Origin of the sequence: Streptomyces spongiicola (assembly GCF_003122365.1) — a bacterium.
Lineage (GTDB): Bacteria > Actinomycetota > Actinomycetes > Streptomycetales > Streptomycetaceae > Streptomyces > Streptomyces spongiicola.
This window is the reverse complement of the sequence record NZ_CP029254.1, coordinates 2,986,954-3,011,369: the sequence shown is the minus strand read 5'-3', so window position 1 is coordinate 3,011,369 and position 24,416 is coordinate 2,986,954. Positions and strand designations below refer to the sequence as shown.

Annotated in this window: 22 protein-coding genes and 4 pseudogenes; 10 read left to right on the top strand and 16 right to left on the bottom strand. The window is 72.2% G+C overall.

The features are described 5' to 3' along the window. Window positions 1-70 precede the first annotated feature (70 nt). Together DDQ41_RS13115 and DDQ41_RS13110 are read right to left on the bottom strand one after the other, a co-directional pair. On the bottom strand, window positions 71-508 hold the full coding sequence (locus tag DDQ41_RS13115) for a Sec-independent protein translocase family protein (protein WP_262508452.1): 438 nt from the start codon (window positions 506-508) through the stop codon (window positions 71-73). Window positions 509-714: 206 nt separating this feature from the next. Next, window positions 715-1,326, bottom strand: a complete 612-nt coding sequence (locus DDQ41_RS13110) for a TetR/AcrR family transcriptional regulator (RefSeq protein ID WP_109294669.1) — start codon at window positions 1,324-1,326, stop codon at window positions 715-717. A gap of 211 nt (window positions 1,327-1,537) precedes the next feature. Between DDQ41_RS13110 and DDQ41_RS13105 the strand changes: the two genes are divergently transcribed. Further along, window positions 1,538-2,191 (top strand): ATP-binding protein, encoded by a 654-nt coding sequence (locus tag DDQ41_RS13105; RefSeq protein ID WP_394342136.1) that lies wholly within the window; start codon window positions 1,538-1,540, stop codon window positions 2,189-2,191. Between the two features lie 297 nt (window positions 2,192-2,488). On the opposite strand, the gene DDQ41_RS13100 is transcribed toward DDQ41_RS13105, so the two are convergent. Then, window positions 2,489-3,637: a flavin-containing monooxygenase gene (locus DDQ41_RS13100; protein WP_109294667.1), complete on the bottom strand. Its 1,149-nt coding sequence runs from the start codon at window positions 3,635-3,637 to the stop codon at window positions 2,489-2,491. A 119-nt stretch (window positions 3,638-3,756) separates the two neighbouring features. Here DDQ41_RS13100 and DDQ41_RS13095 point away from each other — a divergent pair, with 119 nt between their 5' ends. Together DDQ41_RS13095 and DDQ41_RS31880 are read left to right on the top strand one after the other, a co-directional pair. After that, on the top strand, window positions 3,757-4,209 hold the full coding sequence (locus DDQ41_RS13095) for a DoxX family protein (RefSeq protein ID WP_109294666.1): 453 nt from the start codon (window positions 3,757-3,759) through the stop codon (window positions 4,207-4,209). 230 nt (window positions 4,210-4,439) lie between these two features. Then, a complete protein-coding gene (locus DDQ41_RS31880) occupies window positions 4,440-4,853 on the top strand; it encodes a Zn-ribbon domain-containing OB-fold protein (protein WP_174720358.1) in 414 nt (137 codons plus the stop codon). Between the two features lie 60 nt (window positions 4,854-4,913). On the opposite strand, the gene DDQ41_RS13085 is transcribed toward DDQ41_RS31880, so the two are convergent. Further along, on the bottom strand, window positions 4,914-5,324 hold the full coding sequence (locus DDQ41_RS13085; RefSeq protein WP_109294664.1) for a hypothetical protein: 411 nt from the start codon (window positions 5,322-5,324) through the stop codon (window positions 4,914-4,916). A gap of 57 nt (window positions 5,325-5,381) precedes the next feature. Between DDQ41_RS13085 and DDQ41_RS32905 the strand changes: the two are divergent. Continuing rightward, window positions 5,382-5,600: pseudogene (locus DDQ41_RS32905) on the top strand (helix-turn-helix domain-containing protein); the annotation flags it as partial. 27 nt (window positions 5,601-5,627) lie between these two features. Further along, window positions 5,628-5,938 (top strand): annotated as a pseudogene (locus tag DDQ41_RS31875) (ISAs1 family transposase); the annotation flags it as partial. Window positions 5,939-6,081: 143 nt separating this feature from the next. On the opposite strand, the gene DDQ41_RS13075 reads toward DDQ41_RS31875, so the two are convergent. From DDQ41_RS13075 to gcvH, 5 genes and pseudogenes are all read right to left on the bottom strand, one after another. Further along, entirely contained in the window at window positions 6,082-6,630 is a 549-nt protein-coding gene (locus DDQ41_RS13075) for an aminoglycoside phosphotransferase (protein WP_373995496.1), read from the bottom strand. 108 nt (window positions 6,631-6,738) lie between these two features. Next, window positions 6,739-7,398: pseudogene (locus DDQ41_RS13070) on the bottom strand (alpha/beta fold hydrolase); the annotation flags it as partial. Continuing rightward, entirely contained in the window at window positions 7,380-7,922 is a 543-nt protein-coding gene (locus tag DDQ41_RS33020) for a zinc ribbon domain-containing protein (RefSeq protein ID WP_394342181.1), read from the bottom strand. The gene DDQ41_RS33020 and the pseudogene DDQ41_RS13070, both read right to left, overlap by 19 nt. A gap of 155 nt (window positions 7,923-8,077) precedes the next feature. Then, entirely contained in the window at window positions 8,078-9,283 is a 1,206-nt protein-coding gene (locus tag DDQ41_RS31260) for a hypothetical protein (RefSeq protein WP_162602591.1), read from the bottom strand. 288 nt (window positions 9,284-9,571) lie between these two features. After that, on the bottom strand, window positions 9,572-9,946 hold the full coding sequence (gene gcvH, locus DDQ41_RS13055; protein WP_109294663.1) for a glycine cleavage system protein GcvH: 375 nt from the start codon (window positions 9,944-9,946) through the stop codon (window positions 9,572-9,574). 874 nt (window positions 9,947-10,820) lie between these two features. Here gcvH and DDQ41_RS13050 point away from each other — a divergent pair. After that, window positions 10,821-11,696 carry an ETX/MTX2 family pore-forming toxin gene (locus DDQ41_RS13050; protein ID WP_162602672.1) on the top strand — a complete coding sequence of 292 codons (876 nt, stop codon included), beginning with the start codon at window positions 10,821-10,823 and terminating at the stop codon, window positions 11,694-11,696. Window positions 11,697-11,987: 291 nt separating this feature from the next. Here DDQ41_RS13050 and DDQ41_RS13045 read toward each other — a convergent pair whose 3' ends face one another. The 3 genes from DDQ41_RS13045 to DDQ41_RS13035 form a co-directional block, all read right to left on the bottom strand. Beyond that, complete coding sequence (locus tag DDQ41_RS13045) at window positions 11,988-12,677, bottom strand: pyridoxine/pyridoxamine 5'-phosphate oxidase (protein ID WP_109294661.1); 690 nt, start codon at window positions 12,675-12,677, stop codon at window positions 11,988-11,990. 10 nt (window positions 12,678-12,687) lie between these two features. Further along, window positions 12,688-13,116 (bottom strand): pyridoxamine 5'-phosphate oxidase family protein, encoded by a 429-nt coding sequence (locus DDQ41_RS13040; protein WP_109294660.1) that lies wholly within the window; start codon window positions 13,114-13,116, stop codon window positions 12,688-12,690. Between the two features lie 380 nt (window positions 13,117-13,496). Further along, entirely contained in the window at window positions 13,497-14,672 is a 1,176-nt protein-coding gene (locus DDQ41_RS13035; protein WP_109294659.1) for a thiolase C-terminal domain-containing protein, read from the bottom strand. A 169-nt stretch (window positions 14,673-14,841) separates the two neighbouring features. On the opposite strand from DDQ41_RS13035, the gene DDQ41_RS13030 reads away from it, so the two are divergent. Beyond that, window positions 14,842-16,395 (top strand): acyl-CoA dehydrogenase family protein, encoded by a 1,554-nt coding sequence (locus DDQ41_RS13030; protein ID WP_109294658.1) that lies wholly within the window; start codon window positions 14,842-14,844, stop codon window positions 16,393-16,395. Next, window positions 16,395-16,883, top strand: a complete 489-nt coding sequence (locus DDQ41_RS13025) for a nitroreductase family deazaflavin-dependent oxidoreductase (protein ID WP_109294657.1) — start codon at window positions 16,395-16,397, stop codon at window positions 16,881-16,883. Before DDQ41_RS13030 ends, DDQ41_RS13025 begins: the two co-directional genes overlap by 1 nt. A gap of 410 nt (window positions 16,884-17,293) precedes the next feature. On the opposite strand, the gene DDQ41_RS13020 is transcribed toward DDQ41_RS13025, so the two are convergent. Next, entirely contained in the window at window positions 17,294-17,941 is a 648-nt protein-coding gene (locus DDQ41_RS13020) for a TetR family transcriptional regulator (RefSeq protein WP_109294656.1), read from the bottom strand. A gap of 449 nt (window positions 17,942-18,390) precedes the next feature. On the opposite strand from DDQ41_RS13020, the pseudogene DDQ41_RS13015 reads away from it, so the two are divergent. Further along, a pseudogene (locus DDQ41_RS13015) lies at window positions 18,391-19,173 on the top strand (VOC family protein); the annotation flags it as partial. 380 nt (window positions 19,174-19,553) lie between these two features. Continuing rightward, on the top strand, window positions 19,554-21,962 hold the full coding sequence (locus DDQ41_RS13010) for an outer membrane protein assembly factor BamB family protein (RefSeq protein ID WP_109294655.1): 2,409 nt from the start codon (window positions 19,554-19,556) through the stop codon (window positions 21,960-21,962). Between the two features lie 286 nt (window positions 21,963-22,248). On the opposite strand, the gene DDQ41_RS13000 is transcribed toward DDQ41_RS13010, so the two are convergent. The 3 genes from DDQ41_RS13000 to DDQ41_RS12990 form a co-directional block, all read right to left on the bottom strand. After that, complete coding sequence (locus tag DDQ41_RS13000; protein ID WP_109294654.1) at window positions 22,249-22,932, bottom strand: hypothetical protein; 684 nt, start codon at window positions 22,930-22,932, stop codon at window positions 22,249-22,251. A 250-nt stretch (window positions 22,933-23,182) separates the two neighbouring features. Beyond that, the gene (locus DDQ41_RS12995) at window positions 23,183-23,962 is read right to left on the bottom strand and encodes an enoyl-CoA hydratase/isomerase family protein (RefSeq protein ID WP_109294653.1); all 780 of its coding nucleotides are present in this window, start codon (window positions 23,960-23,962) and stop codon (window positions 23,183-23,185) included. Then, window positions 23,962-24,408 carry a Zn-ribbon domain-containing OB-fold protein gene (locus tag DDQ41_RS12990; protein WP_109294652.1) on the bottom strand — a complete coding sequence of 149 codons (447 nt, stop codon included), beginning with the start codon at window positions 24,406-24,408 and terminating at the stop codon, window positions 23,962-23,964. The genes DDQ41_RS12995 and DDQ41_RS12990 overlap by 1 nt, the downstream gene beginning before the upstream one ends. Window positions 24,409-24,416 lie beyond the last annotated feature (8 nt).

Here is a 24,416-nt window from a genome sequence, read left to right as displayed (position 1 = left end):
GCGCGCCTGGCCGGGTGGTGGCGATTCGGGCACTTCCGAGGCCGGGTGCCGGGTGGCGGGTGGCGTCAGATCAGGTGGCGTCCGGGTCGAACGGCGGCGCATTCGGCGCTTCTGCGGGGCGGCCCCTCGCCGGGAGGTTGTCGTGTGCCGGAGGCCGGGCCGCCGCGGCGCCGCCCACCGCCTCGCGTGCGGCGGCCGCGGCCCGGGCCGCATCCGGCCTCGGGTCGAGGGCGGTACGGATCTCGCCGAGCCCCAGGGGGTCGGGGTCGCCGGCCTGCATGTGCCGGTGCAGCAGCGTCCTCGGGTGCATGTCCCCGAACTCGAAGTCCGCGAACTCCGGACCCCACTCGGACCGGATCTGCTCCTGAGTGCGGCCGGAGAACTCCCGTACCGCGCGGAGGAGCGCCATTCCGTCCCGGACCGCTCCCGGGAGCTTCTCCGGGCCCAACAGGAGGAAGGCGAGGGTGGCCAGAACGGCCAGCTTCAGCGGACTCAGATCGGCGAGCACCCGTCACCCCTCACGTCCGGCCTGCTCCGCCGGAGCCCTCGACGCCGGCACCTCGGGCCGGCGCTCCATGTATGCATTATTGCGCAAGTATCGAAAGTGTATCGGGTGCCGTCCAGGGTCATCGGGTGCCGTCGGGTGCCGTCGAGGGTCAACGGGTGTTGCCGACGGTCACGGGTGTTGCCGACGGTCACGGGCGCCGCAGGGGGTCACCGGGGGTTGTCGCCGGTGGCGCACCAGGCCGGTTCGAGGCAGTCGAGGAGGTCGCGGTAGGCCGCCGTCGCCTGATCCCAGCGGTCGTTGGTGAGCGGCGCCAGCTGGAGGCCGAAGACGGCGCCGACCAGCAGGGTGGCGTGACTCCGGGCGCGGTCCTCCGGCATGCCGGTGCCCAGCAGTATCGAGGTGAGCAGGTCCGTCCACTGGGTGACGACGTCGTGCAGGACCGGCCCGTACCGCTCGGGGTGGAGCAGGCTGTCGACCATCACCTCGATGTGCAGGGGGAAGGACGCCCGGACGTCGGGGGCGGTGAAGAGCCGCCACACCTCTTCCATCAGGCGCCGCATGTCGGCGGCGTCGCCCGGCGGGCCTGCGGCGTCCAGCCGGTCGCGTACACGCAGCAGGGGACGCCGGTCGTCCATGGCCAGGACCTCCGCGATCAGGCGCTCCTTGGTGCCGAAGTAGTAGAGCAGCATGCGGTCGCTCGTCCCCAGTTCGGCGGCGAGGGGGCGCAGGGACAGCCCGGACAGGCCGTTGCGGATGACGTAGTCGTGTACCCGTTCGAGCAGTCGCCGGCGTTTGGCCGGGTCGGGAGGGCGCGGCATGGGGGCTCCTCGGGTTGGAGGCGCGCGGTGACCCGGAGAGCCGCACGTCCGTCCGGAATTTCCCTTTTCCGTCACTTTAATGTAGTGCGCGCTACAGTTGACTGAGAAGCGCGGCCGTGCAGTGCGCTCCCCACTCGTTCGCTCGATACTCGTTCGCTCGATTCCCGTGGTGCGCCGAGTGCCGCCGGCCGTAGGGAAAGGACTGGTCCCCGTGGTCTCTCGCGCCATCGGCTGCCCGGCGAAGTCCCGTACGGGACTTCGTGCACGGCTGTGCCGTCGTCGAACCGTGTGGGGTCCGCGGCAAGATGCTCCGGCGGCCTGCGACGGCAGTCGAGCGAACCCCGCCCTGTCCTTCGGTGCCCGTCAGGCGGCGCTCTGGTCCCGTATGACGCTGCCCCTGCGGCCGCTGGAATCCCCCCGTGCGCGGGCCACCGAGCGGGAGACGTCCTGGCCCCTGCGGCGGGAGCCCGCCTCGGTCCGCCGGGCCCGGCACCTGGCGGTCGCACAGCTCGGTCTCTGGGGGCTGCGGGAGCCGCCTGACCTGGAGGAGACCGTCGTGCTCCTGGTCAGCGAACTGGTCACCAACTCGGTGCGCCATACACGCGGTCCCCTGCGGCTCAATCTGCGGGTCCGCGACGGCCGCCTCTGCTGCGAGGTGGAGGACACCAACAGCGACGGCCCGGCGGGCGACCCGGCGGGCGACCCGGCGGGCCGCGCGGCCGGGCACGGGGGCGACAGCTGGGCCGAAGGAGGCCGGGGCATCGGCATCCTCGACGCCCTCGCCGACGTATGGGGCAGCTTCCGCACCGCCACCGGCAAGACGACATGGTTCGAAGTCGAGGCGAACGCGCCGGCGGTCGCCTGACATCCGGGCAGACGCCCGGCCGGCCGGCGCCTGAGGCCTGCGCCCCCGGAAGGCATCCGTTCGTCCGTATCCCCGTCCGCCTGTCCGCTCGTCCGCCCGACGTCCGCCCGTCCGCCTGTCCGTCCGCCCGCGTGGTGGGCGTCCCCCGCCCGGCCGTCCGGCGCGGCCGCCTGTCCGGCGCGGCCGCCTGTCCGGCGCCCGCCTGTCCGGCGCCCGCCTGTCCGGCGCCCGCCTGCCCGGCGCCCGGTCACCGGGGCTGCCCGGGCCCGGCGCCCGGTCACCGGGTCCGCGCCGGCGTCACCTCGACAGCGCTTTCGCGATCTTCCTTGCGTCCAGGGCCATTTCGCGGAGCATCCCGCTGATCGGGTTGGTGAAGCCGGTGAAGTAGAGGCCCGGGGCCTCGCGCGGGGTCCGTCCACCGTGGACGGCCGGCCGGCCGCGCTCGTCCAGCACGCCGAGATGCCCCACGAGCGGCTCCAGCGCGCGGCGGTATCCGGTGGCCGCTATGACCGCGTCCGGGGATATTCGGGAGCCGTCCGCCAGGACCACCTTGGCGTCGTTGAACGACTCGACGGCGGCGACCGGCTCCACCCTCCCCGTGCGGACCGCGTCGATCAGGCCCACGTCCTGCACCGGGATGGCGCCCTGCCGGACCCGTGTGTAGAGCCCCGCCTCGGGGCGCGGCAGTCCCCGGGCCGACAGGTCGGGTACGGCGATCCGGGCCAGCAGCCGGCCGGCGACGTCCACCAGCGGCACGGGCAGTCGACGGACGAGTATCCCCGTGCGCTGCGCGGGCCAGCCCGCGGTCGAGCGGCGGACGATGTGCGGGGCGGTCCGCACGGCCAGGCGCACCCGGGAGGCTCCCGCCCCGGCCAGGTCCGCCGCTATCTCCGCGCCGGTGTTTCCGGCCCCGACGACCAGCACGTCCCTGCCCTCGTACGGAGCGGGGTTGCGGTACGCGGAGGCGTGCAGCAGTTCGCCCGTGTACGCCTCGCGCCCGGGCCAGTCCGGCATGCGGGGGGTGTGGTTGAAGCCGGTGGCCACGACGACGGCCCGCCCGGTCAGCCGGCGGCCGCCGGTCGCGTGGAGCACCCAGTCGGAGCCGTCGGGCTCGATCCTGGACACCTCCACGCCCGTCACCAGATCCAGCTCGTGGAACTCGGCGTACTTCTCCAGGTATCCGACCACGTCGTCGCGGGCGACCCACCTGCCGAACCGGCGCGGCATCGGCAGCCCCGGCAGCCCGGACAGCCGGCGGGTGGTGTGCAGGTGCAACCGGTCGTAGTGCCCGCGCCAGGAGGCGCCGACGGAATCGGACTTCTCCAGGACGACCGCCCGCACGCCCCGTTCCCGGAGGGCGGCGGCGACGGCGAGGCCGCCTGGTCCGGCGCCGATGACGTACACCGGGCGGTCGTTCGTGTGGTCGAGGGCTTTGAGGTCGGGCATGGATGCTGACTGTAGTGGCGCGCGGTTGCGAAACGGTCACGGCGGGCTACCTCTTGCGCGCAGGGGCCGCTTCCGGTGAACTGACGTACCGTCAGAAACGGTTGGGAGGGGTACCGGGCATGCAGACCTTCTGGCTCACCGGCGCCGAGTGGCTCGCCGTCCTCCGTATCGGACTCGGACTGTGGTGGCTGGAGAGCTGGCGCCACAAGGACAGGAAGGGCTGGTTCGAACGCGGCACCGGCATCGCCTGGGCCGCCGGTGTCGCCGCGAAGCACCGCTGGACGGCGGTCAGGTCCGGCTTCGAGCGGGTCGTGGCCCCGCGCCCCAGGGCGATGGCGTATGTCGTCGTCTACGCCGAACTCGCCCTCGGCCTCGGCCTGGTCACCGGGTTCCTCACCCCCGTCGCGCTCGTCGGCGGCCTCCTCCTCAACCTGCTCTACCTCGTCCTGATGATCCACGACTGGGCCGAGCAGGGCCAGAACGCGATGATGGCCCTGATCTCGCTGGTCGCCCTGTTCGCCGTGTCCTGGCAGACATGGTCTCTGGACGGTGCGTTGGGGCTCTTCCTGTGAGCGGGCGGGGGGACGGCCGCGACGCTCCCGGCGGGACGGCCGCGACCTCCGGCGGGACGGCCATTCCGCCCGGCGGGACGGCCGCCACGCTCGGCCGGACCGTTTCCCCGGCGCCCCCTGCCCTGACCCCGGCGCCCCCCGCCCGGACCGCGTCCCCGGCGCCGAGCGACCGGACCTCGGCGAGCACGGGCCGGACGGGTCGGACGGGCCGGACCGCCGCGACCCCCGACATCGACGACTTCACCCGCCCCTGGTGGGACGCCGCCGCCGAGGGCCGTCTGCTGATCCGCCGCTGCGCCGCATGCCGACGCGCCCACCACTACCCGCGCGAGTTCTGCCCGTACTGCTGGAGCGAGCAGGTCCGCTGGGAGCGGGCGAGCGGCCGGGCGACCCTCTACACCTGGTCCGTCGTCCACCGCAACGACCTCCCGCCCTTCGGCGTCCGTACCCCCTACACCGCCGCCGTGGTCGATCTCGCCGAGGGCCCGCGGATGATGACCGAGATCGTCGAGTGCGCGGAGGAGGACCTGCGGATCGGGATGGGGCTGGAGGTGGCGTTCCGGGAGGAGGGCGGGGGAGTGGTGGTCCCGGTGTTCCGGCCGGTGCCGGAGGCAGGCCCTCCGGCCCGGCCGTCCGGCGCGTGACGAGGGCGGGGAGCGCGAACCCCGCTCACCCGCCCTCGTTCTGCGCCGTGATCCCTCGGCTCAGCCGTCCGGCGGCAGGCACAACTGGGCGGTGACCACCGCGAACAGCAGCGCCGGGTCCACGAACTCGCCGACGCCCGGCGGCCCCGCGCGCCACGACAGCGGGTAGGTGTTGCCGTCGGCGGCCGGAACGCCGACGTACTGGTCCCGGGCGCACGGGCCGAAGCAGGCGGCACCGGGCGGCCAGGGGTGCTCCTTGCTGCTGCCGGGCGGGGCGAGGAAGTACGTCCATCGCCCTCGCCGCAACTCCCCTACGACGGGGCCGGGATGCGCACAGGTGGCCCGGACGAGGTGGTGCAGCACCGCCTCACCGCGGACCCCGCGGACGCGTACGGCGTCGAAATGGACCCCCGCGAGGCGCAGTCGCACCCCGGACGCCGGAACCCGATCGGGGAGTTTCTCGCTGGTCATGCCACCGAGGATCGCCCCGGTTGCGTAGCGTGACCAGAGGGACACGGTCCACATCAGGTGGATGTGGGAAGGGCGGTGGGGCGGTGGGGCGGTGGGGCGGTGGGATCGGCGGGAGCGGGCAGGGAGCCTTCGCCCGCGCGCAGGCACGTGGGCGAACTGGTCAAGCTGTTCCGGGGCCTCGCGGACCTGACGCAGCGGGACCTGGCGGAACGGCTGCCGATGTCGGAGTCGCTGGTGGGCGCGTACGAGCGGGCCGAGCGGATCCCGACGACGGCGTTCCTGGTGGAGGCGTACGCGGCACTCGGCGCGAAGAAGTGGTCCAGCGAGACCGTCTACGCCATCACCGATCTACCCGCCGAACAGGCGAGTGCCGCCGAGATCGCTTCATGGGCTCGCGGGCATGGACGGTGGAGAACACCGTCCACTGGTGTCGGGATGTGACCTTCAGCGAGGACAAATCCCAGGTCAGGACCCGCACCACGCCCTCAGCCCTCGCCGCCGTCCGCGACCTGATCGGAGGCGCGCTCAAGCTTGCCGGGTACGCCAACACCGCCGCCGGCCGCCGGGCCTACACCGAACGCACCCTCGTCCTCGACTTCTACGGCATCACATGACCAAACCGGACGACCCGGGCAAACGCCGGGGCCCTGCCCGGTTCGGTGATCGTGATTGCCTTCATAACCTCACGCTACCCACGACGAAGGCCCCGCCCATGCGCCATGGGGGCTGACACACGGACGGAGCCGCTGAGGGGCGTTCAGACGGCTTTTCGGTACTCCGCCCAACGTCGGGCAGCGTCATGGACAGTGGCCGTCCACGGGTCCGGGTCGGCACCCGCGACTTCTTCCCACAGATTTGCGGTCGCCAGCGAGAAAGCCGTCACGGCTTCCGGTGCTGCCGTCTGCCACGCGGGAACACGTGCCGCCCATGCTTCGGCCGACTGGGGCTCTTGCTTGCCTGCCGCCATGAGCCACACCGTCCAGTGGGCAGCGTCCAGCCATGCGGCACCGCGTGTTGCCCAAGCCCAGTCAACGAGAAAGGCTGAGCCGTCCACCATGACGTTCTCGTTGTTCAGGTCTGTGTGAAGCAGGGAGTTGCCCGCGAAGTGCGTCACGTCGGACGGCTTGGCCACGTACCCCTCAAGGCGTTGTTCTGCCTGCCGCAACTCGATTTCGGGGCAGGGGACTTCTCCCAGTCGGCAAAGAAGATCGGCCACTTTGGGGAGGTCCGGCGAACCTGACGAGTAGTCGGCGTGGTGGCCGTCCAGTACCTCAAACCCCAGGAGCACCCATCCGGCGTCTTCCACCTGCCAGAGAAGCGCGGGCGCGATTCCTCGGAGGAATGGGTTTACTTCGGCTTCCCGGCGCTGAGTGCAACCCCGAACCGCTCGCCGCTCAGCTTCGCCGTCGCCTCACCCCGGGGCGGAGATCTTCTTCTCGCCCAGTACCGCGCGGACGACGTCCATGTCGCGGGCGGTGTTGCGGGTGGTGAACTGCAACAGGGCGTCACCGCCCTTGGCGCGGCACTTCTCGGCGACCGTGCGGGCCCACTTCACGTCCTTGTCGAACGTCGCCGCCCCGTACGGCCGTTCCCAGTTCCGCTCGCTGTTCTTCAGTCCGCAGCTGACGGGGGAACTCCGGCCCACGCCCCGCGGGTCGAACCCGATGAGGTCGTACCGCTTCTTCACGGAAGCGGGCAGTTCACTCGTCATGAGCAGCGGCATGTCAAGGCCCTCCCCGCCGGGGCCGCCGGGGTTGAGGAGCAGCACTCCGCGCCGCTCCTTGGCGCTGGTCGCCTTCATCCGCGACACCGCGATGTCGATCTTCTTTCCGCCGGGCCGTGCGTAGTCGAGCGGCACCTTGACCGTCGCGCACTGGAAGCCCGCCGGAGTCCTGGCGCCGCAGCGCTTCCAGCGCGGCTTCTGCTGCGTGTACCGCTTCAGAGGGTCCGCCGCGGCGGGCACCCTGGGCGTCGAGGCGGCCGAGGCGGCCGAGGCGGTTGCGGGGGTGAACGCGGGGACGAGGGCCGCGACGGCGCTGACGGCCAGAACAGGGGCTATGCGTCTGCTTCGCACAATGATGCAGGTCCTTGGAAAAGAGGTGGTCGATTCCCATCCACCTTTCCGGAGACCGCAGTTCGGCGAATCCACCGCCGGGCCCGAGGGTGGTCAGACCGCAGGATGAGCGGGCCTCGCTGCGAATGGTCCCCCGGGCTGAGAACCGGGGCCGCCGATGCGCCGCCGAGGTTGACAGGGCGGGGTGACAGCGTCGCGGCGGCTCCATCCCCGATCCGGTCTCGGCGATCTGCGTTGTGGTCGCGGTCGCGGACGGTGCCGCATTCGCCGCACGTCCACTCCCGGACGTACAGGGGCTTGGGACCGTCCCGGAATCCACAGGCCGGGCAGGTCTGAGAGGACGGGAAAGCGAGGTCCGCCTCGGCGAGGGTGCGGCCGTGCGGAGCCGTTCCCCGAGAGGGACGTGCGGGGTCCGCCGCCCGACCCGGCGCGACATCCGCCTGGACCACGTCGACCGCACCCGGGCCCTCCACCGCGAGGAGCTCCGCCGCCTGAAGAACGAGGCGTTCGCCCACACCGACCATCCGCACGCGCTCCAAGCACTCCAGGCGCTCCCCACGCATTCCAAGCACTCCAAGCACTTCAGGAACTCCAAGTTGTGCGTTGGGGAGGGGACACGGGCACGGGCAAGCCGACGATCGAACAGATGCACCCGGTCACGAGCCTCCCCAAGTGGATTCTATTTGACCGGAATGATGTCTACATGCAACTTCGGTTTGGCCATTACGGCATCAGCGCACACATGGAAAAGCAAGTGATATCTGTATTCGCCGCCATCGGCGGGAATGCCCTTGTGCTGGGCCATGGTCTTGGGGTCGGATTCCCAGGGGTCAATCGACCTTGTCCCGCGGGTGAAGGACACTGTTCCCGCCGACCGGTCACCCCAGCTCCAGTCGCCGAAGCTTGGGCTTGTTCCCTCCATGCGGTACCTGAATCGATAGTATTCGTATGTCCTGGAATCTCCTTGGTGCCTCGGCGGCGGGCACTGCACGGAAACTTCCGTGATATAAGCGTGGGACCAGTTCAATCCGTCTGCGCGTAGCCCGCGGCCCAGTGATTTGACGCTGCTTTCCAGTGGCCCGGAGAAGCTCCACCGCACATTGTTTTCACCTGTCTTGGTGTCCATTCGATCGGGCGGCCCCGTAGGGGGAGCGTACTCATCCACTTCAGGGTCAGGGGGTGCGGGAATGTGGAGCACCGTGTCGGCCATGTAATCGTATTCCACCCCCGGCTTGGGCTCGCTCGGCCTCTGTCGGGCGAGCCTCATTCCTCCTCCGGCGGTGGGGCATTCCAGAATCCAGCCCATTTTCACCACGACGTCCGATACGACGCTTCCCCTTACCGGTTTCATTTTCCCACCGGGTTCTTTCGTCCACTCGTCGGAGACGGATTTGACCTTGAAATACACGGGCCGGGCAAGGATCGTCTTCCCGATGAGAGGAACGATTTTGACCCTGTCACTGACGCCGAAGGTGACCTTCTCCTGCTTGGTGACCGAATCCGCGCTGCTGGCACCAAACCCGAGCAGGTTGGAAATCGCGCCGTCCGGAAGGATCGGATACTTCTTTCGCAGGGCGTTCTCCGCCGTTTCTGCGGCGATTCCCACCACGGACTTGAGTGTGCTGCGCCAGTCGCCGTCACCACCGCTTCCACCCACCGGGATTGTTTGGGTGGTGGATCGTGTTTCTTCGATCGTAAGCTCACGGGCTCCTCCCTTCACCTCGATGGTTCTGCCTGCGTTCTCGACGTAGATTCCGTTCTTCTGGTAGAAGGGCAGGGCAACCGCATACCGGAGGCCGTTCTCGGGAATATCGTCGGGGCTCGTGAATGAGCCCACCCCCATCCCGCTCACTCCGGGGCCGTCAACAGTGCGCGACTCATTCATTCCTGCGCTCTCCTTCTGTCGAACAATCGGACAACGATCCTTCTCGGTGTGGCCGGGCCCTGGCATGGTGCCGGCGGGTCCTCCGCAGATCCTGCGTCAGCCCCAACTGCATGACCGTCGTCGCCAAGGCGGTCCTCACCCTGGAGAGGCCGCGCTGAAAGGGCGCACTGCGACCGAAGCGGCGCGGGCGGATCGCCGGCGCTTCGGACCTCGCACGCGGGACCGGCCGGCTACCGGCTCGCGGAGTGGTCACCGCAGGGGCGGGGGCATTGCGTGAAGCGGTGGTTGCTACCCGAACAGCTCCTCGTACGTGGCCGCGTCGATCAACCCGTAGGAGGGCGCTCCCCTGTCCGGCCTGATGAAGAACAGCCAGCCCTCACCGTACGGATCGGCGTTCACCCCTTCAGGCTGGTCGCGCAGGTCGCTGTTCACCGCGGTCACCACACCGCTCCTGGGGGTCTGCACGCGCATCAGCCCAGAGGGCGACTCCACAACGCTGACGGCCTCCCCGGCCATCACATGCCTGCCGACCTCGGGAAGCTCGACAAAGAAGACGTCCCCAAGCTGCTCCTGGCCGTACTCGGTGATGCCGATTCCGAACTCCGGGCCACGTTCCCTCATCCACGTGTGGTCCTGCGTGTACTTGAGGTCGGACGGAACCATGACCACGCCTCCCGCTACGGAAAGTGACGATTTCGGGCCAGGATGGCACAGGCAGGAGGGGGCTTCCCGCCAATCGAGGCGTGTGTTGAAAGGCGTATCGACGCGGTTCGACCACGGTTCGACCGCGGTTCGACCTCACTCCACGCGGGGTGTACCGGCAGTCGAACGGGGGGTGGATCTGCTCGGCGATCCCGGCCGGAGTCCGCCGCCGGTCCTCCGTCCAGCCGTGTGCGGCCGGGTCGGCCTCCAACTCGCGGTCGTTCTGCCTGTTCGTCGCCGAGCCGACACGGGAAGCCTCCCGCCACCTTGGACACCAGGGCCGCCCGCCGCTCCGCCGCTCGGGCGCCGTGGCGCTCGGGCCCGCGCAGCCCGTGCGACTCCGGCGTGCCTGGCCGCGCCGCGTGCGCCTCGCGCGCCGCTCACGCCGCACCCGTCGAGTCCGCACCCGTCGAGTTCGCCTCAAGTGCCGCACGGCGGAGCGCGGGAGGGCATCTTGTTTCATTGGTCAATTATTTATTCCTGGATGAAATCTCGGGATGTGCGGCAGGATCCGAATGTGCCCTGAGCCGGTCCCGATGGCGGCCGGCGTCCCGTACTCCGCTTGGGCGCGGATCCCCGGCGTAAGGGAAACGGGGGGCGAACATGACCGGGTGAATGCCGGCTCTTTACCTTTCCCCGTAGATCGCTCGCTAATATTCGATCAATTCTCAAGGGGGGACTCACCTGCTGCCTCTCTGAGAGCCCCCGTGCGCTCCACGAGGTCATTCCGGAAGCACCGGCGAAAGAGGGGCCGCCGAGCGGCCTTCGGCGAGCCGATCACGAGGCGTCCGCCGGGGCGGGCGGGGAAGCACTCAAGTCGATGGGAAAGAACAGAATGAAGCGTCGCATACGGGCTCTCGCCTACCCGCTGACCGCCTCGGCGGTGGTGATGTCCGTCCTGCTGGCCACTCCGGCACAGGCGGACACCCTGGGGGTCACCAACCTGGAAAACGTGATCAAGGATCAGGTGGGTATTCTCACTTATGCGAAGACGGGCAAGGTCACGAACTCCAACACCACGGTGACCGTCGTGGGGGACCCCTCGGTCAGCCTGGGCGACCTGTGGTTCGTGGGGACGTCGACCCTGAAGAACACCACCGACGCCCCGCTCACCATGACCAGCGAGAGTTTCACCAAGAGCATCTCCGACACCGTCACGAACACGGTCACCAAGGGTGTGAGCGTCGCGAACAAGGTGTCGGCCTCGGTCGACATGGGCAAGGCGGTGCACATGGGCACCGAGCTCACCACGACGTGGAGCTTCAGCGACTCCAACACCACCTCGCAGTCGCAGAGCGTCAGCTACACGGCGCCCTCGCAGAACATCGTGGTCCCGGCGCACTCCACCGCCACGGTCACCGTCCGCCTCCAGCAGGCCATAGCGACCGGCAACGTCGACCTGTCCACCGACCTCGGCGGCACGTTCGAGCAGTGGCAGTGCAGTGGCGGCGCCTGTGTCTCCTCCAACGAGCCGCTGTACGTCACGCTCGCCGACATCCAGAAGACCGGCAAGACCTGGGGCGGCAAGCCGGCTCCCGCGCTGCCCGGCGGTTTCACCCTGAACGCGGCGAAGAAGGCCCTGAGCTTCAAGGGCGCGGGGACCTACCGGGCCACCTACGGCGCGAACTTCGACGTCCAGGTATCGACCAGCCCCAACACCGCGAGCGCGCCGGCCGCGAAGTCCTACTCCCTGACCGTCCCGGCGGTCTGAGCACCGGCTGAGCCGCCCCGGCTTCCGCGGACCGGGTCCGGTGATCCCGCTCCCGTCCCAGGACGCCGGGGCCGTTCGCGGCCCCGGACTCCCGGCGGGCAGGCCCTGCCGGTGTACCGGTGGAATGCGCGGTCAACCGGTCCGGGGAAGTCGGCGCGGCCCGCTCCCGAGCCCGGACGACACGGCCCGAAGTCCCCCCGGATGTCCCTACGGAACGTGCGCGGGAAGCGCCCGCGGCCCGCCGACCGCCGCCCGTGCTTCGGCCTACCGGAGGACGGGACCGGATCGGGGTCAGGGCCACAGCAGCTCCCGAGCCCACGCGTCCGTGTCGCCGTCCCTCCGGTAGCGCAGTCGGACGTGCCGGCGGCGGGCGTCCCCCTGGAAGAACTCGACCTCGGACGGGACGAGCACGTACACCGTCCAGGTCTCCGCCATCGCCTCCGGCCGGGCTTCCGCCCGCTCCCAGGCGGCCGCGCTCGCGCGCCGCAACTCGTCCTGCGAGCCGAGGACCTCGCTCTGCCGGCCGACGAGTGCCGCCGCCAGGGCTCCGGTGGACCGGACGTGCAGATCGGCGTACGCCTCCTCCGGGGTGCCCGCCACGACCCGGCCGCGGACGCGCACCTGACGGCCGTGCACGGGCCAGTAGAAGCCGAGGGCGGCCTCCGGACGGGCCGCGAGCTGGCGGCCCTTGGCGCTGGTGGCGTGCGAGGCGAAGTGCCAGCCGCGGGCGTCCGCGCCGTGCAGGATCAGCGTCCTCAGGTCGGGGCGGGAGTCCCCGTCAACGGTCGCGAGGGTCATGGTGTGGGGCTCGGGCTGCCCGGCGGCGGCCGCCTCCACGAACCAGCGGTGGAACAGCGGCAGCGGCCCGGCGGGGGCCGCGTCCGGCTCGAAGGACGGCAGGTCCGTGTCCCATACCCTGAGTGTTCTGAGCAGCTCGCGGAACTGCCGTGCGGTGGCGTCGCCGCCGGACTCGTGCGTCATGGCCCGATCATCACACCCGGCCCAGGTCGGCCGACAGCCACCGCTGGGGCCGCATCCGGAGCACGACCGTCTCGCCGTGGTCCTTCAGGGCGAACGCGACGTAGCCGTCGACCTTGTCCGGCGGCAGATAGCGCCCGGCGAGTTCCCGCAGCGCCGCTTCGGTGCCGGGCTCCGTCGATGTGACGGGCCCCTCGACCTGGACGTAGCGGACCGTGGGCTCCAGCCGGTCGGCCAACAGCGAGAACCGCCCCGCCGCCTCGATCAGCCGGTGCTTGCGCGAGTCGCGCCCGGTCAGGATCCAGACGTCTCCGCCGGGCTCGTACCGGTACCAGATCGGCACGCTCAGCGGCGCACGGTCCTCCTCGCCGGAGTCGATCGCGATCGCCGCGACATGGGGCTCTGCCAGGAACTGCTCACGCTCTTCGCGGCTGAGGGCCACCGGGCCTCCTTGTGGGCTCGTGCACGGTCTGCGGGAGTGGGCGCCCTCCCACTGTGCCGCAGCCGCCGCCGCATCCGGCCCCGGACGTGCGGAATCCGGACACGCGGGAACCGGACACGCGGGAACCGGAGGTGTGGGGCCCGGCGCGCGAGGGCCGGACGTGTGGGGGCCGAAGGTGTGAGCCCGGACACCCGTGGGCCGGACACGTGAGGACTCGACATGTGAGGACCCCACACGTGGGGGCTCGACATATGGGGGCTCGGGCACGTGGGGGAGCCGGCCCCGGGAGACCGGTACTCCGGTACTCCGGTTCACCGGGTCCGCCGGACCCCGGGATCACGGGTCCGGGGCTGCTGCCCCACCGCGCGCGCCCCTGCCGGTCAGCGGCCCAGCACCACCGTGCCCGAGGAGCAGAACCAGCCGCCGGTACCCGAGGCCACGGCCAGTTCCGGGACGCTGCCGTCGGACCGCCGCACCTGGTGTCCCGCCGCCTCACCGCGCAGTTGGCGCACCGCCTCGACCAGCAGGAACAGGCCCCGCATGCCCGGATGGCAGGCGGAGAGCCCGCCGCCGTCGGTGTTCACGGGCATCGCTCCGTCCAGGCGCAGCCGTCCCTTCTCCACGAACGCACCGCCCTCTCCCTTCGCGCAGAATCCCAGGTCCTCCAGGGTCACCAGCGTCATATAGGTGAAGGCGTCGTAGACCTCGGCGATGTCGATGTCCTCCGGCCCCACCCCCGCCCGTTCGAACGCCAGCCGCCCGCTCACCACGGCCGGGGAGACCGTGAAGTCGTCCCACTCCGACATCGTCGTGTGGGACACGTGCTCACCGGTGCCGAGGACCCACACCGGCGCCTTGGCGGTGTCCGGTACGTACTCCTCCGCCGCGAGCAGCACCGCACAGCCGCCGTCGCTGCGGACGCAGCAGTGCAGCCTGGTGAACGGGTCGGCGACGACCGGACCGGACAGCACGTCGTCCACGGTGATCGGGTCGCGGAACATCGCGTCCGGGTTGCGGGAGGCGTTCGCCCGGGCCTGCACGGCGACTTCGGCCAGCTGCTCCGCCGTCGTCCCGTACTCGTGCATATGGCGCCGCGCGGCCATCGCGTACTTGGCGATCAGCGTGTGCCCGTACGGCACCTCGAACTGCAGCGGCCCGCGGGCGCCGAAGGAGAGGTCGGAGGTGCGGCGGCCGGCCCGGATGTCGGCGCGCGCCGTCGAGCCGTAGACGAGGAGCACCGCGTTGGCGTGGCCCGCGGCGATGGCGTCTGCGGCGTGCCCGGCCATGACCTCCCAGGTGGCCCCGCCGACGGAGGTGGAGTCCACCCAGCGGGGCCGCAGCCCGAGGTACTCGGCGACCTCGGCGGGGGCGAGGGTGCCCAGTCCGGCCGAGGCGACACCGTCGACCACGTCCCGACCGAGACCGGAGTCGGCGAGCGCGCGGCGGGCCGCCTGGGCGTGCAGGGCGTACGGAGTGGGGCCGTCGACGCGACCGCAGTCCGAGAGGGAGATGCCGACGACGGCGGCCTTGCGCGGGTGGCGCTGACTCCTGGGCATGTAGCTGACGGTACATCAGATTTCGTGAGGGCGACGGCCGTCGGGAGTCAACCGCCCCGTGCGCTCTCCTTCTCGGCCCGAGCGCGGTCGCCGCCGGCGCTCCCCGCTCTGGGCATCCGCGGCCGGCTCCCCTAATATGACGGACCGTCAGAGGATGAGGGGAGCCACGATGGACGCCGCCTTCACCACGGAGCAGTCCGAGATCCGCCGCACCCTGGGAGGCCTGCTCTCGAAGGGGGTCCCGACCGGGCCGCCGGGACGCGGCGGCGGCCACTCCACCGCGGACGCCGGGCCCGGATACGACCCCGCCCTGTGGGCACGGCTGGCAGGCGGACCGGGACTGCCCGGACTGGCCCTCGACGAGAGGTACGGCGGCGCCGGCTGCGGCACCACGGAACTCGCCCTCGCCTTCGAGGAGATCGGCCGCGCGCTCGTACCGCTGCCGCTGTTCGCGACATCCGCGCTGGCCGCCCCCCTGATCACCGCGCTCGGCACCGAACCGCAGCGCTCCGCGCTCCTGCCCCGCATCGCCGACGGCTCGCTCACCGCGGCCCTCTGCGTACCCGGCGCCGCCCTCGCCACCGCCCTCGCCCTCACCCGAGGCGACCCGGACGGCGCCTGGGCCGGCGGGGGCCGCGCCGGGGGCGTCCAGGCCCGGCCCGACGGCCGCGGCGGCTGGCGGCTCTACGGGGAGGCCGAGCAGGTCCTCGACGGGCACAGCGCCGGACTGCTCCTCGTCGCCGCGCACACCGGTGGATTCACCCGGGGCCGCACACTCCTCTTCCTCGTCCGCTGCCGGGACGGCCGGGGCGGGGACGGCCGGGGCGGGGACGGCCGACGCAGGGACACCGGCGGCCGGGATGCCGACGGCGGGGCCGCCGACGGTCCCCAGGCCGGCGGCCGGGAGGCCCGGGGCGGGGACACCGGCGGCCGGGAGGCCCGGCGCGAGGACACCGGCGGACGGGAGGCCCGCGGCCTGCGCCGCACCCGGTGGACCGCGCTCGACGACACCCGGCCGCAGGCCCGCGTCCAACTCCGCGACACCCCGGCCGAGCTGCTCGGCGACGACCCCGGCGCGGACGTGCCCGCCGCGCTGGCCGCCACCGGCCGCACCGCCGCGGCACTGCTCGCGGCCGAGGCCGCCGGGGCGGCCTCCGCCGCGCTGGACCGCACCGTGGAGCATGTGAAGGGCCGCGAGCAGTTCGGCCGACCCATCGGCTCCTTCCAGGCGGTCAAGCACCGTCTCGCCGACCTGTACGTGTGTGTGCAGGCGGCCCGGTCCGCCGCGTACTACGCGGCCTGGGACCCGCGCGAGGGCGTGCTCGCGCTCGCCCAGTGCCTGGAGGCGCTCCGGACCGTCGCCGGCGAGGCGATACAACTGCACGGGGGCATCGGGTTCACCTGGGAGCACGACGCCCACCTGTACTTCAAACGGGCCGCCTCCGACGAACTGCTCTTCGGCCCCGTCCACCGGCTGCGCGCGCATGCGGCCGAGGCGGTCGGCCTGTTCACCCCCGCAGACTGCCTGGATCCCGCAGGCCCCGCAGAACGCCCGGGCCCCGCAGAACGCCCGGGCTCCGCAGGCTCCGAAGATCCCGACGACTCTGCCGACCCTCGCGCTCCGGCCGATGCAGGCCCGGCCGTCCCCGCCCGCGGATCGCGGACCGGGCCCGGGACCGCTCCGGGGCCGGCGCCCGGCTCACGAGAGGCGGCGGGGGTCTGATGCGCCCCGGTATCCACGCGGTCCGGAAGATCTCCTCCACCCGCGTCTTCGCACGCGTCGCCCCCCGCGTCGTCCCCGCCGTGGACCGTGCCGTCCACCGTCTCACCCGGGGAAGAGTGCTGCTCAGCGCGCAGCTGCTGCCGGGGCTGCTGCTGACATCGCGCGGCGCGAGAACGGGGCTCGCGCGCCGTACGCCGCTCGCGTGCATACCGGAGCAGGCCGCCGGCACCTGGATCCTGGTCGGCTCCAACTTCGGCCGGCCCGGCCATCCGGCCTGGACGGGGAACCTGCTCGCACACCCGGAGGCGGAGATCAGCTGGCGGGGCGCGGACGTCCCGGTGCGGGCGGAACTGCTGACCGGTGAGGAGCGCGCGACGGCCTGGGAGGCGGCGCTTGCGTTCTGGCCTCCGTACGCGGCGTACCAGGCGAGGGTGGAACGGGAGATCCGGCTGTTCCGGCTGACGCGGCTGACCAGTGCCCCGGACTGACGCGGCGGGACGGACCGGCCGTGCGCCCGACCCTCGCGCGGGGGCCGCGGCGGATGTACCGGACACGGGGTGCGCTGCGACGGCGGCGGATCCACCGGTGCCGTGCCGACCGGGCTACGGAAGCGCCGGAGACGGGGTGGGCGGCGCGGCGGCACCTGGTCGTGCCGGCTGTGTCGACGGCACCTGGTCGTGCCGGCTGTGCCAGTTGTCCGGTTGTGCCGGTGCTGTGCGCGCCAGGCTTCGGACGTGCCGGACGTGCCGGACGCGGAGGTGCGGGGCGGTCGCACAGGTGCTCGTGCTGCTCGGCGTCACCGGGGGCGAGTATGCCTGTGCGGTGCGTCACCGAGGGTGAACGGGTGGGTCCGTGACGGGACTCGGCGCGAGCGCACCCGTCATCGCCGGCCCGTGTGCTACTTCGTCGGCTTCTTGCCCGTGATGCCGAGGTGGACCAACAGCGCCAGGTTCGGCCTGAGTTCCGCCTGCTTGACGCCCCAGGTCTGAAAGCCCCTCTGGTGCGAGGCGACCGACGCCAGCATCGCGACGAGCGAACCCGACACCGCCATGGGGCTGACGTCCTTGTCGACCTTGCCCCGTGACTGGAGTTCCTTCACCGCGTCCGCGAGGGTGTTGGTGACCGAGTTCAGGATCTTCATGCGGATCTTGTAGAACCGCTTGTCGCCCTCGGCTGCGCCCAGGTCAACCACGCGGAGGATCGCGTCGTGTTTGCGCCAGAAGTCGAGGAATCCCTCGACGAGTTGCTCCGAGGTCTGCCAGGCGGCCTTGCCGACCCAGGACCGTCCCGCGACCAGGTCCGTCAACGCCGCACCCTCCGTGGCCATTTCCTCCGCGAGTTCGAGGACCGCGCCCTCGACGTCGGGGAAGTACTGGTAGAAGGTCGCGGGTGAGGTCCCCGCCCTCCGGGCCACATCGATGACCTTGACGTCCCGGTACGGCGAGGAGCTGAGCATCTCGCTGAGACAGTCGAGCAGCTTCTGCCGCGTCGCCTGTCCGCGACGGCCGGCGACGCGGCCGTCGACAGTGCGTACTTGTCCTGTCATGCCGTCAGCTTACCGAGGGGTGATCGGCGCGCGATTCGGCCGACTGCAAATGGGGTGCTCCCGCACCGTCCCCCGGGTAGGCCAACAGTGTTATCAACAGCCTGTGGATAGTTTCGGTGGACAACTCAACCAACGGCCCGCCTCTACATGCGGCGCGGGCCGGAGTCGGGTTCACTGTGAGTGACATCACATACTGCGCCGAGGGCTCGCGCCGGCGTCTCCGGGCCCGGGGGCTCCAGGGGCTCCAGGGGTTTCGGGGGTTTCGGGGGCTCCAGGGGTTTCGGGAGCCGGAGGCCCGGTAGCCCCGGGGGCCTGGGACCCGGAACCCGAAAAATCCGGGTGATCCGGGTGATCCGAGGAATCCCGGATCTCCGGGCTCCCCGGGATCGCGGGGCATCTCCACCCGGGAACCCGTCCCGTGCGGCCCGCGCCGAGGAAGGGGCCGGACCATGGCCGAATTCACCGAGGGCACGCCCTGCTGGGTGGACGCCCAGCTGCCCGACCTGGAAGCGGGCAAGCGCTTCTACGGCGAACTGTTCGGCTGGACCTACAGTGGCAAAAGCGCAGATCAAGGACCCTATCCTCACTACACCGACGCCCTGAGCGACGGAAAGCCCGTCGCCGCGCTGGCCGCCAAGAGCGACGGCCGGATGCCCACCACCTGGGGCGTGTACTTCGCCACCGGCGACGCCGCCGCCACCGCCCGGACGATCAGGGACGCCGGCGGCCAGGTGATCACCGCCCCCGCACCCGTCGACGGCCTCGGTACCACCGTCCTCGCCGCCGACCCCGGGGGCGCCGTGTTCGGGCTCTGGCAGAAGGGCGAACGCGACGGCTTCGCGCTCAGCGGCACACCCGGCTCGTTCTGCTGGACCGAGGTCTACACCCGGGAGAAGGACGCCGTCGACCGCTTCTACCGGCAGGTGTTCGGGTTCCAGGGCACCGAGCTGCCCGATGAGGCCGTCGACTACCTGATGTGGTCGCCCGCCGGAACCCAACCCGGCGAGGACACCGCGGTCGGCGGCCGCAGCGTCATCACCGACGCGTTCCCCCCGGAGATGCCCGGCCACTTCCTCGTCTACTTCGCCGTCACCGACACCGACGCCGCCGTCGAACGCGCCACCCGGCTCGGCGGCCGCGTCACCGCACCGCCGTTCGACATCCCCTACGGACGTATGGCCGTCCTCGTCGACGACCAGGGCGCCTCCTTCGCCGTCCTGGCCGAACCCGAACCCGGACCCGGACCCGGACTCGAACCCGGCCGGGCACCCGGACGCACCCCCCGGCAGCGACCGGAACACCCGGCGGAACCGTCCGGCGCCGCCCCCGCCCCACCGCGGCCTGGCAGCACGGACCGTGCTCCGTCGGGCCAGGCCGCCGAACACCAGGCGACCCGTCCCGTGGGCCCGGCACCTGAACCCGGCACCTGAACCCGGCACCTGAACCTGCGGGCCGAACCCGCCGAACCCACCCGCAGCCCCCGGGCAGGCGGGCAAAATGGCCCGAGACACCCCGATACCGCCCCGGGTTCGCAACCGTGCCCTCCGGCAGGAACAATCAGGTGGCGACGGGGCCGTACCTTCATGGCCCCTACGGGGAGGTGGCAGGCGAAGTGGAGCAGCTGACGCAGCACGACCCGAGGCGGATCGGCCCCTTCGAGGTGCTGGGACGGCTCGGAGCCGGCGGCATGGGGCTGGTCTATCTCGCACGGTCGGCGTCCGGCCGGCGTGTGGCGATCAAGACGGTGCGCACCGAACTCGCCGAGGACCAGTTGTTCCGCGTCCGCTTCACCCGCGAGGTGGAGGCGGCACGGGCGGTCTCCGGCTTCTACACCGCGGCCGTCGTGGACGCCGATCCACGCGCCGCCGTGCCCTGGCTCGCCACCGCCTACGTACCCGCCCCCTCCCTCGAGGAAATAGTGAACGAGTGCGGGACCCTGCCCGCCCAGGCGGTCCGCTGGCTGGCGGCCGGAATCGCCGAAGCCCTCCAGTCCATCCACGGCGCGGGCCTGGTCCACCGCGACCTCAAGCCGTCCAACGTCCTCGTCGTCGAGGACGGCCCCCGTGTGATCGACTTCGGCATCGCCTCAGGGGTCTCCAACACCCGCCTCACCATGACCAACGTCGCCGTCGGCACCCCCGCCTACATGTCGCCGGAACAGGCCCGCGACTCCCGCAGCGTCACCGGCGCCAGCGACGTCTTCTCCCTCGGCTCCACCCTCGTCTTCGCCGCCACCGGACACGCGCCCTTCCACGGCGCCAACCCCGTGGAGACCGTCTTCATGCTCCTGCGCGAGGGCCCCGACCTGTCCGGCCTGCCCGACGAACTGCGCCCCCTCATCGAGTCCTGCATGCGGCCCGACGCGACCCTGCGGCCCAGCCCCGAGGACCTCCAGTCGCAACTCGCCCCGCACCTGTTCGCCTCCGGTGGGGACGACAGCGGAACCGCGTCCGCCTGGCTGCCCGGCCGGGCCGTCTCCCTCATCGAAGGACGCCGCGGCGGACGGCTCCCCGGCGCCGGCGCGCCCCCCGGCCGGCCCCGCCCCCACGCACCCCCCGCACCCCCCGCACCCCCCAGACCCGGTCACGCACCCGCCGCCCAGCAGCCCGGCGGAGCCGACCCCCGCGACACCGAACCCCTCCGTCCCCGGCACGCCCCGCCGGAACCCGGCCCCGGGCCCGTGCGGCTGCCCGGCGCCAGAATCCCCATCGGGCCCGGCCCCCGCGCCGGGGCAGACGCCCGACCCGCCGCCGAAGCCGGCCCGGCCACCGGCTGGGTCCGCCCGCCCGGGGGCGAGGCCGTACGCCGCGCCACGACCGCGGCTCCGCCCGTACCCGCACCCACCGCACCCCCGGACACCGCACCCCCGGACACCGGACCCGCCCGCTGGCGCCCCTGGCGCTTCCGCATGTCCAACGACGTCTGGGGCACCCCCGTCGTCGACGGCCACCTCGTCTACGTCACCTCCTTCGAGATCCACGCCCTCGACGTGGCCAGCGGCCGCCGCCAGTTCAAGACCCGCGACGTCGCCTGGGCCATGGGCGTCGCCGACGGACGCATCCACGCCTCCGACGGCCCCACCCTCTACACCCTCGACGCAGGCGACGGCGGCGAACGGTGGCGTACCCCGACCGACGCCTGGGTCTACGCCCTCCAGGCCGCCCGCGGCACCGTCGTCACCGCCACCCGCGGCGGCGGCGTACAGGGCTGGGAAGCCTCCCGAGGCGAGAAGCTCTGGGAGATCGCCGGAGCCCAGACCGACTTCGAGACCCCCGAGGCCGGACCCGCGCTGCACGACGACACCGTCTACGTCTGCCGCGACGGCCGCCTCCAGGCCCTCGACGCCCGCACCGGCGGCGAACGCTGGTCCTATCCCGTCGGCGACGCCGCCTCCCGCGGCGGCGTACCCGCACGGGTCACCCAGGCCGCCGACGGCTGCACCTACGTCGCCGCCGGCACCCGGGTCCTGTGCGCCGACACCGTCACCGGCCATGTGCGCTGGCACTTCGAGGCCCCGGCCGTCTTCCTCTCCCCGCCCGTCTTCGCCCCCGGCCCCGCCGTCACCGGCGGCGGGATCTACCTCGCCGACTACCTCGGCACCGTCTACGCCCTCGACGCCGCCACCGGAAAGGACCGCTGGCGCATCGCCACCGAGGCCCGCCAGTCAGTCGAACCGGTCCTCGTCGCCGACGGCAGCATCCACGTCGGCAGCGGCAACGCGCTCTACACCCTCGACGCCCTGACCGGCACCCCCAAATGGCGGTTCGCCGCCGGCGGGGAGGTGACCGGCAGCCCCGTCGCCGCCGACGGCCGGATCCACTTCGGCTCCGCCGACCACGTCCTCTACACCCTCGACGCGGCCGGCGGGCAGCTCCGCTGGAAACTCGCCACCGGCGGCGAGATCACCGGCTCACCCGTCGCCCGCAACGGCGTCGTCTACGCCTGTTCCAAGGACCGCTGCGTCTACGCGCTGGACGCCGCCAGGGGAACCGCCACCGGACGCGGCACCGCACCCCGCTGAACCGGTCCGGCGGCCCGGCCGGGAACACCGGAGCCGCCGGAGCCGCCGGAGCCGTCGGGGTTGCCGGGGTTGCCGGAGCCGCTGGGGTTGCCGGAGCCGTCGGGGTTGCCGGGGTTGCCGGAGCCGCCGGGGTTGCCGGAGCCGTCGGGGTTGCCGGGGTTGCCGGGGTTGCCGGGTCCATTGAGGCCAGCGGGGTTACGGCGGTCATCGGGGCCAGCGAGGCCAGCGGGGCCACCGAGTTGAACGGCACCATCGGGGCGGTGCCGCCGGGAGCGGAACGCGAGCCCTACGGACCGCGCCACTCGTCACCGAACGGATCCCGCCCCGGGTCGGCGCCATACGGGGCGGCGCCATACGGGTCGGGCCGCGGCCGACGCGGGCCCGGCCCGTACGCCGGAGGAGGCGCGCTGGTCGGCAGCCGCTGAGTGTCGTCCAGCTCCGGCGCCCACGCGTGCGGGCCGTCCGCCGGCGGATACCCGGCCGGATGCTCCGGCGGATACCAGCCGGCGCCGCCCGGCGGGCCGTCGTAACCCGGTTCCTCGAACCCCACCACCCTCGGCGCCCGCCCCCGCATCACCACCGCCGCCAGCAGCAGCAGGACACCGCCGCCCAGCGCCACCGCGACGCCCTCACCCAGCCCCGGCAAGCCGCCCCCGACCGCCAGATAGCCCGTCGCCTGCCCCTGGCGCACCATCCACAGGACGGTGAAACCCACCACCACCGGACCCGCCAGCGCCACCAGCAACCGGGACCGCAGCATCACCCCGAACAGCGCGACCAGCGCGGCGAACGCGTACGGCAGCACGATCGACGCCCCGACCTCCGTCGGGGCGTCGGTGATCCCGCCGAACAGGTCCTGGACCCGGTAGTCGCTGCCCCGACGGCCGTCGTACCAGGCACGGAAGGGGCTGTACACGGCGGCCGCCGCTCCGGCGAGAGCCAGAGCAGACCCGATGACGTTGCGGACCATGGCCGGACTCCTCTCCGCAGCACGACGCTACGCCCCTGGTACCCCGACCGCGACCCTGAACCGGCCCCGCCCAGCGCCTTCCCCCGCGGAGGCGGCACGCCCCCGGGAACCGGCCGCCGCGCGGCCGCTCTCCCTCTCATACGGCCGACCGGCGGCCGCTTACTCACCACCGGCCGCACGGGCCCGCACCCCTTCCCCGGCCCACCCCGGTGCCCGTAGCGAACCGCCGTTCCACCGCGCTCCGTGCGCCTCAGCGGAGCCGGAACCCCGGCCGGCGCGCGGCGAACAGCTCCGCCTGCCGCTCCGGCGGCAGATTCCCCAGCGCCACCAGATGCGGAGCCTGCGCCAGTGCCACCGCGCGGACGGCCTCCTTCGCCGACCACACCGCACGGACCGTCCCCTGCACCGCCTCGGCCGGGTAGGAGGCGATCACCTCCGCGCAGCGCACCGCGGCCGGCACCTCGCCGCCGGGCGGGGTCACCTCGCTGACCAGCCCGGTCTCATGGGCCCGGCGGGCCGAGAGCCGCTCCGCCGAACCCATCAGCGCCGTCCGGGCCACCTCCCCGAACGGCATCCGCATCGCCAGGTACACCGACTCGTAGGCGCTGACCATGCCGTAGGTGGTGTGGGGGTCGAAGAAGACGGCGTCCTCGGCCGCGATCAGGAACTCCGCCTCGCCGAGCAGATAGAACGCGCCGCCGCAGGCCAGCCCGCGCACCGCCGCGATCACCGGCTTCCACAGGTCGTTCGCCTTCGGGCCGATCCGCAGCAGCGGATCCTCCGTCGAGTAGGGCGACGCGGGCTGGGGCACGACGGCGGAACGGTCGAATCCGGTGCAGAACGCCTTCCCCCCGGCGCCGGCGACCACCACCGCGCGGACGGTGTCGTCGAAGCGGAACTCCTGCCAGACGGCCGACAGTTCCTGCGCCATGGCGAGATCGATCGCGTTGTGGCGGGCGGGCCGGTCGAGGGTGACGACGGCGACCCCGGTCTCCTCGTCCCGCTCCGTACGCACCCCGGACCCCGGCATCAGCGCTCCAGCAGCCAGCGCGGCACGGTCACTCCGCCGCCCGCCTCCGTGAACGCGACCCGCACCGGCGCCCCGATGCCCAGCCGCTCCGGGGCGACCGAGTTCAGCGGGGCGTCCGCGGCGGCCACGACGTTGCCGACCAGCCGGATGCGCGGGGCGTCCGCGAGTTCGACGACGACCGCGTTGTAGGGGGCCTGCTCGGCGTAGCCGGGAAGCAGCGGCGGATGGGGCAGCACATACGACCAGATCCGCCCCCGGCCGCTCATGCGCCGCCAGGTGCTGTGGAACGACTGGCAGCGGGGGCAGCAGGGGCGGGGCGGGAAGCGCAGCTCGTCGCAGGAGGCGCAGGCCTGGATGCGCAGCTCGCCTTGGGCGGCGTACCGCCAGAAGGGTGCGCCGTCTTCGTCGATGACAGGCGTCAGATAGTCGATAACAGAATCTGTCATCTGTCAGC